Below are 9,785 nucleotides of genomic sequence, written 5' to 3' on the forward strand. Positions count from 1 at the left end.
TTGACTACCGTGAGCACGAAGCGTGCCTTTCCGCCAGCGCTGCAACGCTGACTTGATCAAGTGACTACCGGGATCATATTTGCGGGAAGGCACGCCCTCCCAGATCCACAAGTCTTGATCATTCCTCTCGCACAAGACGATAACCCTCAACCTTTCAATGTGAGAACCAAAGAAGAGGGCCAGCGCTGCGCAGCTGGATTTAGTGCCTTGATGCACAGCAATTGCCCGCCGAATGCATCGGTAACCGAGAACTTGCCGAGGCCTTCTTGCCCATGCGCCGGAACGACTCAGTCGACAGACATACCGGCTAGCGGTATTTGAATCAGCCAGGCTCGGAGGGTTCAACATCCAAGTCACTAAGGCGCTGCGAGGGTGGGTTGTAGTCGGCAGGGACGGGGGACCAGCGTTGTTCGATGCGTCCGAAGCGCCATACCGAGATGGCGATGAGCCACGAGATAATCAACAGCGCCACGATGGCATAGCCGGCGTAGTCCAGCTTGACGTTGGCAATAGCCGCCAGCGGGCCGGAGTTGATGTGCAGGCGGTCGGCCAGCACGCCGATGAGTTCGATGGTGCCGACTATTAAAGCGACGGCCACCGATATCGAAGTGATCGTCATGTTGTAGAAGATTTTGCGGACTGGTCTCGCAAATGCCCAACCATAGGCGTAGTTCATCAAGACCGCGTCGGTGGTGTCCATCAAACACATGCCGGCCGCAAACAGGATGGGTAACACCAGGATTGCATAGAATGGGAGACTGAATGCGGCTGCGCCGCCGGCCAATACGAGCAATCCGACCTCGGTGGCGGTGTCGAAACCTAGGCCGAAGAGCGCCCCAATCGGATAAATGTGCCACGGCTTGGCAACCGATTTGGTCAGTCCGCCTAACAAGCGGTTCATGATGCCCCGGGAATCGAGTTGGCGATCTAGTGCGGCCTCGTCGTAGCAACCATGGCGCAGCCGGCCAAGCACCCGGACGATGCCGACCAGGGCAACCAGGTTGACGATGCCGATGATCCACAAGAAAATTCCGGACACTGATGGTCCGATCACGCCGGTGATGGTGTGCAAGGTAGAGCTTTGATCTTCGACTGGTCCGACAATCGCGCGAACTCCGACCGCCAACAGAAAGGCGAGAATGAATACGATTGTGGAGTGGCCCAGGGAGAACCAGAACCCGACCGCCAAGGGCTTGCGGTCTGCATCCGGGCGAAGGCCGGCGGCGATCAGCTTTCGCGTGGTGTTATCTACCGCGGCGATGTGGTCGGCGTCGAACGCGTGCCGTAGGCCGAAGGTGTAGGCCAGCACGCCCACGCCGGTCGTGAATACGGGGTGGTCGCCGCCCAGCTGGTAATGGTTGGGTACGACAAACGCGCACAGCAGGGTGAACCCCACCCCATGTAGGAGCAGGATAAACCCGTACATTGCGGCCAGCGACTGCTTGTCCGGGCGCGACAGGCTTGCGCGGGACTGAGCCGAACGCCGAGGTGCCACCTCGACGGTAGGTTCAGACACGAGTGCGCGCCCTTTCATACGGCGTGATGCCGTGGGTCATCTGATGAGTCGACAGCCTATCCATTGACATGTCCGCCTGTCTAGGTGAACACATGAGTTTTGGAGCTCCGTCGGACAACCCGCTCAGTGCAGATGTCGGATGTTACTCTCCCCGTTCCGTCTGCAAGCATCGGAGCGCACCGACGAAAAACTGTTGCCTGACAAGCACTTTCCCGACTTTCGGGCTCAACTAAGAGGGGTCGCCGACGGCAGCAAGCAGGGCGATACACCTCGGCGATGCGCAGATGTTGAAGCCGCGCCACCAGAATGCATGCGGGCGGAGTCGAACGGGTCCAGACTCCCGGGCCTATGCCTCATGTGACCCACATCAATTAGTGACGACGACGGCTGGGGGCCTCAGGCGCAACAACATCCGCCGGGTGCGACCATTGGCAGCTGACGCCGCGGCGGGTCGATGGCGCCTTGAGGGGTGTAGCCGGCGTCGGCAATGGCGGCGTTAACCGCCGCGAGCTCGTAGTTACCGTCGACGGTGACGACTCCACGCGCCACATCGACCTCGACGCGGTTCACTCCGGACAACACCGAAACCGCCTGGCGAATGGTTTTGGCGCAATGCTCACACGACATCCCGGCAACCTGGATGGCGACGTTCATGGTGGTACCTCCTTTGCAGAGGATATACCCATGGGGGGTATGTGCAAACGGGGCACGGGCGGCTTAGGGACGGAACGCAGTGCGGTCGCGTTCTTTATCGAATCTTCACAGAACGACTAGGGCAGCCCTATCGAGCACGGGAAGTCTGGAAGGCGGAATGAAATTGATTGACCACACGAAGGGATGCGTTGTGAACAAGTCAAAGGCTGTGGTCGCCGGTATGGCCGCGTTGGCCACGGTGGCCACCATCGGCGCGTGTAGCAACACTGCGACCAAGAATGCCTCCTCGCCGGCGCCCTCCACGACCCAGAGTGCAACCGCGACGCCTGCCGCCGCTCACAACCAAGCCGACGTGATGTTCGCCCACATGATGATTCCGCATCATCAGCAGGCGATTCAGATGAGCGACATGATCTTGGCCAAGCAGGGTGTGGATTCGCGCGTAGTCGACCTGGCCATGCAGATCAAGGCCGCGCAAGGTCCCGAGATTGACCAAATGCAGGGCTGGCTCGATCAATGGGGCGCGTCGGGTATGCCGGGGATGAACGGTCCAACGAGCAGTGCTCCCTCCGACCACGGAAGCATGCATGGCTCCGGTACCCCCACGTCATCGCCGGCCACCACGGCTATGCCGATGCCGAGTGGCTCGATGATGCCCAGTGGCTCGATGATGCCGGGTATGCCGGGAATGGGCGATATGTCCGGCATGGACGGGATGATGTCGCCGGCCGACATGCAGGCGTTGCAGGGCGCGCAGGGCGTCGACGCCAGCAAGCTTTTCCTGACCGGAATGATTAAGCACCACCAGGGCGCGATCACCATGGCGCAGAACGAGATCAAGAACGGCCAATTCGCTGATGCCGTTGCCTTGGCCAAGTCGATCGCCACCAGCCAGCAGAAGGAGATTGACACTATGAACCAGATCCTGAGCTCGCTGTAGGTACCGTCGATGTCACAGGCGCACACCTACGAGGTCCGCGGAATGACGTGTGATCATTGCGCTCGGGCGGTGATAGCCGAACTTAACAAACTCGACGCGATCACCGAGATATCCGTAGATCTTGTCCCAGAGGGTATTTCGGCGGTCACCGTTGTGTCATCGACCGACGTTCCGCTAGCCGCGGTGCGCGACGGCATCGATCGCGCGGGTTACGAGCTGGTTGGCACCCGATCGCGCTGATCGCCGTTGTGGGGCGCGGTCGATGCGGGGACCGGTAGCGCGACGGTGAACGTTGTGCCCTGGTCGGGCCCGCGGCTGGCCACACTAATGTGGCCGCCGTGAGCCTCGGTGAGCGCTTTGGCGATCGCCAGGCCGATGCCGGAGCCTCCTCGCCGGCGGTCGCGTGCGAAGTCGGCGCGATAGAAACGTTCGAATACATGCGGCAGGTGCTGGGCGGCTATCCCGTCACCGTCGTCACTCACTTTGAAGATCATCTCATCGTTGATCCGGTCGATCGAGAACGTGACGTGCCCACCAGGAGGCGTGTGGCGTAGCGCGTTGTCGAGCAGGTTCCCCGACACTTGCGCTAGCCTCTGCCGGTCCGCCCAGAGTCGAGTTTCTTTACCCACCTGAATGTTTAGCGCCACCTTCTTGGTGTCGTAGCGGTCAGCCATCGCGGCGCCGACCGATCGCGCGATCTCGCCGGCGTCGACCCATTCCGGGGTGATGGTGGCATGGGCCTCTTCGGCCTGAGCGAGGGCGGCGACGTCCGCCGAGAACCGCACCAAGCGACCGGTCTGTTCGCGCAGCATCGCGATGGTCGGCTGGTCCAGCGTCTTCACGCCATCTTCGACGGCTTCCAGGTAAGCCTCCAGCACGGCGACCGGTGTGCGAATCTCATGGGCCAGATCGCCGAACAACTGCCGACGGGTCGATTCCACCGATTGCAGCCGCTCGGCCATCTGGTTGAAAGCCGTTGCCATTTCGTCGAACTCGTGACCGAGGCGAGGGGGCGCAACGCGGACCTCGTAGTGCCCCTCGGCGACTGCTGAAGCGGCCCCGGATACCTCGGCGATCGAATGCTGTAGGCGGCGACTGAGGTAGACAGTTGCGAACAGGGCGGTGATCGCGGCCACGGTGATCGCGACCGCGATGGAAATTGCCGTGGCGTGCTGGTAAGCCTGCTCGGCGTGATACTGCTCGTTGGAATTATGGGCGACGCCCGCCATGTGGAGATGATCACGGAACAGCGGCGGCCCCACCATCGACGCGACAACCCACGTCGTCACTCCACCGGCGATGAGAACCAGACTCTGAGCCAGCAGCAATCGCCGCCGCATTCCAAATTTCGTCAGATTCATGACTGCCCGTCTCCCATCCGGTAGCCCACACCCCGCACGGTCAACACGAACCTCGGCTCGGCCGGGTTGTCACCGAGCTTGCGCCGCACATGCCCGACGTGGACATCGACAAGGTGATCGTTGCCCACCCACGGCTCACCCCACACCGCGTCGATCAATTGGCGCCGACTCCACACCACCCCGGGCCGCGACGACAAAGCGGCCAAAATGTCGAACTCCGTGCGCGTCAGCGGGATTGGCTCCGAATCGAGGAATACCTGCCGGCTTGCCACGTCGATCGACAATGGTCCGAACATCCGTGGCGGCACCTCGCCGCCGGCCGCCCCGACATTCGGTGGGGCGGGTGAACCGACCGTCCGTGGTCGGCGCAGCATCGCCCGGATCCGGGCGACCAGTTCGCGCGGGCTGAAGGGTTTGGTCACGTAGTCATCAGCACCCACCGACAACCCGACGATGGTATCGACTTCGGTGTCGCGGGCGGTCAGCATTACGACATAGGCGTCGGAGAACGTCCGCAACTGGCGGCACACCTCCACCCCGTCAATACCCGGCAGCCCCAGGTCGAGCACCACCACATCCGGGTCTACCTGTCGCGCGACAGTCAATGCGTCGACCCCGGAATGGGTCACGGTCACTTCGAAATGTTCGCGCTCCAAGTAACTGGCGACCACTTCGGCCAGCGGCTTTTCATCATCGACCACCAGGGCGCGATAACCCAGGTCAGCGCCGTCCGCCGACAGCTGCGATGTGCCATCCATGCCTTTATCGTGCCGCGCTCTCGCGCCAAGGTTGGGTCTTGAGCGAATCTTCACAAAACGAACACCAAATCCGCTGCAGAGCGCGCGCAGTCTGGGACATGAACTTCCAGAGGACGGGATTGGTGATGAGCCGACAGGGCTTGGCTGTGAAACCGATGACTCGGCGGGGCTTCCTGGCCGCCGGAGTCCTCGGCGGGGCGGCCTTGGTGGCCTGTGGCCGACCCACACCCCGCAGCTCGAGCGCCGGTACGGCCTCTGATGCGATCGCTGTGGCCGAAGCCGCCCGGCCGCACACCGGCAAAACGGTCGCCGCGCGCTTGACCCCCGGATCGGCCGACATCGACCTCGGCGGGACCAGGGCTCACACGTTCGCCTACAACAACCAAGTCCCCGGGCCCTTGATTCGAGCCAACGTCGGCGACGACATCGCCGTCACCGTCGACAATGCACTCGATCACCCGTCCTCGATGCACTGGCACGGCATCGCATTACGCAACGACATGGACGGCGCTGATCCCGCGACTCCCAATATCGCGCCGGGATCCAGCTTCACCTATCGATTCAGCTCCCCATATCCCGGAACCTACTGGGCGCATCCCCACACCGGGCTGGACACCGATTACGGGCTGTACCTACCGGTGATCATCGATGACCCGGCAGACCCCGGCCGCTATGACGCCGAATGGATCGTCATGCTCGACGACTGGACGTCCGGTGTCGGAACCACCCCCGACGCGATTTTCAAGGGGCTGCGATCAATGGGCGGCATGGGGCACATGCCCGGCATGGGTGGCATGGGGTCGATGCCCGGCACGCCTGGTGTCGGAGGTGTAGGCGCGAGCGAGCTTCTCGGTGGAGACGCTGGCGATGTGAGCTACCCGTACTACCTCATCAACGGCCGGATCCCCACAGCAGCAACGGCCTTCAACGCCAAGCCCGGTCAACGCATCCGCATCCGCATCATCAACGCCGCCGCCGACACCGCCTTCCGAGTCGCTCTCGCAGGACACCGCATGACGGTCACCCACACCGACGGCTTCCCTGTCGTGCCCACCGATGTCGACGCCATCCTGCTGGGCATGGGGGAGCGGTACGACGTGATCGTCACCGCCGGCGATGGGGTGTTCCCGCTCGTCGCCTCTGCCGAAGGAAAGAACGCTGTGGCGCGCGCGCTGCTGTCCACAAGCGGCGGCAGCGCACCAGACGTGGCATTCCGGCCGCCGGAACTCAATGGGCGCATCGGTACAGTCGAAAACTTCACCGCAACACCAGAAGTCCAATTGTCCGCCCGGAGCGACCTTGCTTTGCAGGCGCGGCTGATGGGTACGATGATGGCCTACGACTGGACGATCAACGGTCGCCCCTACGATCACACAAACCCGCTGACAATCCGTCAGGGCCAACACGCGACGTTGACCTTCGCCAACCAATCGATGATGTGGCATCCGATGCATCTGCATGGCCACACATTCCAGGTCATTAAGGCCGACGGCAGCGCGGGACCGCGCAAGGACACCGTCATCGTCAAACCGATGCAGACAGTGACGGTCAGATTCGTTGCAGACAACCCTGGAACCTGGATGCTGCACTGCCACAACGGCTACCACATGGATGCCGGAATGATGACCACCCTGAACTACGCCAGCTGAACTCGTCAGCGGCCCCGCACCGAAGAAAGAACAGAAAGGAGAAACTCCCATGATGTTCTGGTCCGACCACGACATGAGCGGATGGGGATACACAGGCATGGCAATCGGAATGGTCGTGTTCTGGGCCCTCGTCATCGTCGCAATCGTTGCGCTGGTGCGTTCCGGCGCCGGAAGCTCTCAGCCGCGCGCTGCCGCTCAAATACCGCCGCCCTACACCGAATCACCGGAGCAGCTTCTCGCCGCACGCTTCGCCCGCGGCGAGATCGACGAAGCCGACTACCAACAACGCCTGGCTGTCCTTCGCGGCAGCACGCCACGCTGACACTCACCAAGAGTGGAAGGCATCGACCCGTGAGAACCACTCTGAGTTATGCAGCCGTCCGGCGGCAGATACGACGACAACACTTCGCGGTGCTGTCGACGACCGACGGGGCAGACCGCCCCGCGTCGGCCGGCGTCACCTACGCTGCCACGCACTCGGGTGCAACGCTCTACGTGATGACACGCCGCCATCTGCAGAAGGCCCGCAACATAGTTGCCAATCAGCGGGTCTCGCTCGTCATACCGCAGGCTCGCCGGCTGCTGTGGTTCGTGCCGCCTGCCACGATCCAGCTCACCGGCCGGGCTGCTGTCATCGATTGGACTGACTCGGAAGCGGTCAGCGTCTTCTCCAACTTCTGGTTAGGTCGAGAGATTCTCAGCAGCTACCGTCGACTCCATGCCGCGGGAGAGAACCGAATCGCCTTCTTGCGTATCGAACTGGACCCGGTGATCCATACCTACATGGTTGATACACCGGTGTGGCGGATTCGCAACCACATGGAAGCTGGAGCGTCGACGGTAGTCCGATTCGAATGACGTCGTGCGGAGCGCCGTCGGCCAGGCTCATGAAGCCGTGCGCACTGTACGTTCCACTGCTACCCAACTTCCAATCCCGCGTTGCCACAGCGGTCTACGTCATCAGCTGATATAGATCGGGTTAGTCCTTCTCAAATGCCTCCGGAGGTGTCAGGAAGGGATCTGTAACTGATTCCTTTTCGGGGTCCGTGTGTTGACGCACGTGGACCTCCTGACACGCCCCGGAGGTGTTGTTGTGTCTGTGCATGAAGCGCCAGCCACGTCGTCCACGATTGTCGTTGCTATCGATGTCGGCAAGACTTCGGCGTTGTTCTCTGTGATCGACGCGGCGCGACGTCGGCTGGTCGGTCCGTCGGAATTCGTGATGACAGGGTCGGGTCTGACGGCCGCGGTGGCACGGGCGGCGGCTGTCGTGCCTCCGGACGGGCGGGTGAAAGTCGGCGTCGAGGCCGCTGGTCACTATCACCGTCCAGTGCTCGATCATCGATGGCCAGATGGGTGGGAGGTGTTGGAGCTCAATCCCGCTCAGGTCGCCGAGCAGCGTCGCGTGCAGGGCCGGCGCCGGGTCAAGACCGACGCTATCGATTTGGAGGCGATCACGGAGCTGGTGGTGGCCGGCTACGGGCGCCCGGTGACCGCCCGCGACGTCGTGATCGGTGAGGTGAGCGCTTGGGCGGTCCATCGGGGTCGACGAGTCGCCACGCGAACCGCGACGAAGAACCAGCTGCTCGGGCAACTGGACCGAGCGTTTCCCGGGCTGACCCTAGCTCTGCCCGACGTGCTGGGCACCAAGATCGGCCGGCTGGTCGCCACCGAATTCGCCGACCCGGCCCGCCTTGCAGCCCTTGGAGTCAACCGATTGATCCGGTTCGCCGCAACTCGTGATCTGCAGCTGCGGCGCCCGGTCGCCGAGCGTCTGGTCGCCGCCGCCCGCGATGCACTGCCGACCCGTGATGCGGCGATCGCACGCCGAATACTGGCTGCCGACCTGGCGTTGTTGGCCGATCTCAACGATCAAATCCACTGGGCGGAGTCCGAGTTGGAGTCGTTGCTGCCTCGCAGTCCGTATGCGCCGCTGACCTCGGTGCCGGGCTGGGGAGTGGTGCGCGTATCCAATTACGCTGCCGCCCTCGGTGATCCGCAACGGTGGCCGGGACCGCGGCAAATCTACCGCGCGTCGGGGTTGTCCCCGATGCAGTACGAATCCGCTCACAAACGCCGTGACGGCGGCATCAGCCGCGAAGGCAGCGTAGCGTTGCGCCGAGCTCTGATCGACCTCGGTATCGGCCTGTGGCTCAACGATTCGCCAGCCAAGAGCTACGCTCGCGGACTCAAGGACCGCGGCAAAAACGGCGGCATCATCGTCTGCGCGCTGGCCAATCGAGCCAACCGCATCGCCCACGCACTCGTCCGTGACCACGCCACCTACGAACCCGCCCGGTGGACCTGACCCCGGGAACCCCACGAGCGAAGGGACCGATCGGACCGCTTCACAACTTCTTTCGGTAGTGCCAGGCTGAGGGGACGGGACGAAGGGCCGGATCAGATGCCGTCTCAGCTATGGCGGACCCATAGCGGGTTACGCCGCGCCTAGCTTGGCACCCGGCCCTTCGCCTCCACGGCAGCCCGAACGACGCCAGATAACCCACCCGAGGTTGCATAGGTCAGCGTGGGCGCCAGGCGCCCGCCCCTCACCAGCTCACCACCGACTGCACCGAACCACCACCTGAGCAGCAGGTGGCGACCAACTACGCCCACCAACGCCTTGACTCGACCTACAGCCAGCTAGGAGAGGGCCACAATGGGTCCATGGAGTTCCAGACACCGCCTGAGCCCAGCATTCTGACGGGAAACAAGCGAGAGCTGAGGTGGGCGGTCGGCAGCGCAAACGGTCCGCGGTCCAGTATTTGGAAGGTAAAGGCTGTGGTTCCCCCGAAATCGTGGAGGGTTTCCTATGCCGCTTCGGGCTTGGTCTTGGATTCCCTGATCTCGTAGTTGACGGGCGATAGCCCGTCGGCGGCACTGTGGCGGCGTTGGTGATTGTAGAAG

Annotated in this window: 10 protein-coding genes; 6 read left to right on the forward strand and 4 right to left on the reverse strand. The window is 62.8% G+C overall.

What is annotated here, in order from left to right; genetic code table 11:
- Nucleotides 1-322 precede the first annotated feature (322 nt).
- Both nicT and HPC46_RS32885 read right to left on the reverse strand, forming a co-directional pair.
- Nucleotides 323-1,516, reverse strand: coding sequence for a Nickel transporter NicT (nicT, locus tag HPC46_RS32880; protein ID WP_325096862.1), 1,194 nt, complete (start codon nucleotides 1,514-1,516; stop codon nucleotides 323-325).
- 396 nt (nucleotides 1,517-1,912) lie between these two features.
- On the reverse strand, nucleotides 1,913-2,170 hold the full coding sequence (locus tag HPC46_RS32885) for a heavy-metal-associated domain-containing protein (RefSeq protein ID WP_179476215.1): 258 nt from the start codon (nucleotides 2,168-2,170) through the stop codon (nucleotides 1,913-1,915).
- 220 nt (nucleotides 2,171-2,390) lie between these two features.
- On the opposite strand from HPC46_RS32885, the gene HPC46_RS32890 reads away from it, so the two are divergent.
- A complete protein-coding gene (locus HPC46_RS32890) occupies nucleotides 2,391-3,110 on the forward strand; it encodes a DUF305 domain-containing protein (protein WP_233717008.1) in 720 nt (239 codons plus the stop codon).
- A gap of 42 nt (nucleotides 3,111-3,152) precedes the next feature.
- A complete protein-coding gene (locus HPC46_RS32895) occupies nucleotides 3,153-3,350 on the forward strand; it encodes a heavy-metal-associated domain-containing protein (RefSeq protein ID WP_233717010.1) in 198 nt (65 codons plus the stop codon).
- Here the strand turns inward: HPC46_RS32895 and HPC46_RS32900 are convergent.
- Together HPC46_RS32900 and HPC46_RS32905 are read right to left on the reverse strand one after the other, a co-directional pair.
- Nucleotides 3,320-4,471, reverse strand: coding sequence for a sensor histidine kinase (locus HPC46_RS32900; protein ID WP_233717009.1), 1,152 nt, complete (start codon nucleotides 4,469-4,471; stop codon nucleotides 3,320-3,322). The two genes, HPC46_RS32895 and HPC46_RS32900, sit on opposite strands and share 31 nt — an antisense overlap.
- On the reverse strand, nucleotides 4,468-5,229 hold the full coding sequence (locus tag HPC46_RS32905; RefSeq protein ID WP_179476217.1) for a response regulator: 762 nt from the start codon (nucleotides 5,227-5,229) through the stop codon (nucleotides 4,468-4,470). The genes HPC46_RS32900 and HPC46_RS32905 overlap by 4 nt, the downstream gene beginning before the upstream one ends.
- Before the next feature lie 155 nt (nucleotides 5,230-5,384).
- On the opposite strand from HPC46_RS32905, the gene HPC46_RS32910 reads away from it, so the two are divergent.
- The 4 genes from HPC46_RS32910 (at nucleotide 5,385) to HPC46_RS32925 (ending at nucleotide 9,186) form a co-directional block, all read left to right on the forward strand.
- Nucleotides 5,385-6,878, forward strand: coding sequence for a multicopper oxidase family protein (locus HPC46_RS32910; protein WP_325096863.1), 1,494 nt, complete (start codon nucleotides 5,385-5,387; stop codon nucleotides 6,876-6,878).
- 49 nt (nucleotides 6,879-6,927) lie between these two features.
- A complete protein-coding gene (locus tag HPC46_RS32915; protein ID WP_179476219.1) occupies nucleotides 6,928-7,200 on the forward strand; it encodes an SHOCT domain-containing protein in 273 nt (90 codons plus the stop codon).
- Nucleotides 7,201-7,229: 29 nt separating this feature from the next.
- Complete coding sequence (locus HPC46_RS32920) at nucleotides 7,230-7,736, forward strand: pyridoxamine 5'-phosphate oxidase family protein (RefSeq protein ID WP_179476220.1); 507 nt, start codon at nucleotides 7,230-7,232, stop codon at nucleotides 7,734-7,736.
- Between the two features lie 235 nt (nucleotides 7,737-7,971).
- Nucleotides 7,972-9,186: an IS110 family RNA-guided transposase gene (locus HPC46_RS32925; RefSeq protein ID WP_179476221.1), complete on the forward strand. Its 1,215-nt coding sequence runs from the start codon at nucleotides 7,972-7,974 to the stop codon at nucleotides 9,184-9,186.
- Nucleotides 9,187-9,785 lie beyond the last annotated feature (599 nt).

Origin of the sequence: Mycolicibacterium vinylchloridicum (assembly GCF_013404075.1) — a bacterium.
GTDB lineage: Bacteria > Actinomycetota > Actinomycetes > Mycobacteriales > Mycobacteriaceae > Mycobacterium > Mycobacterium vinylchloridicum.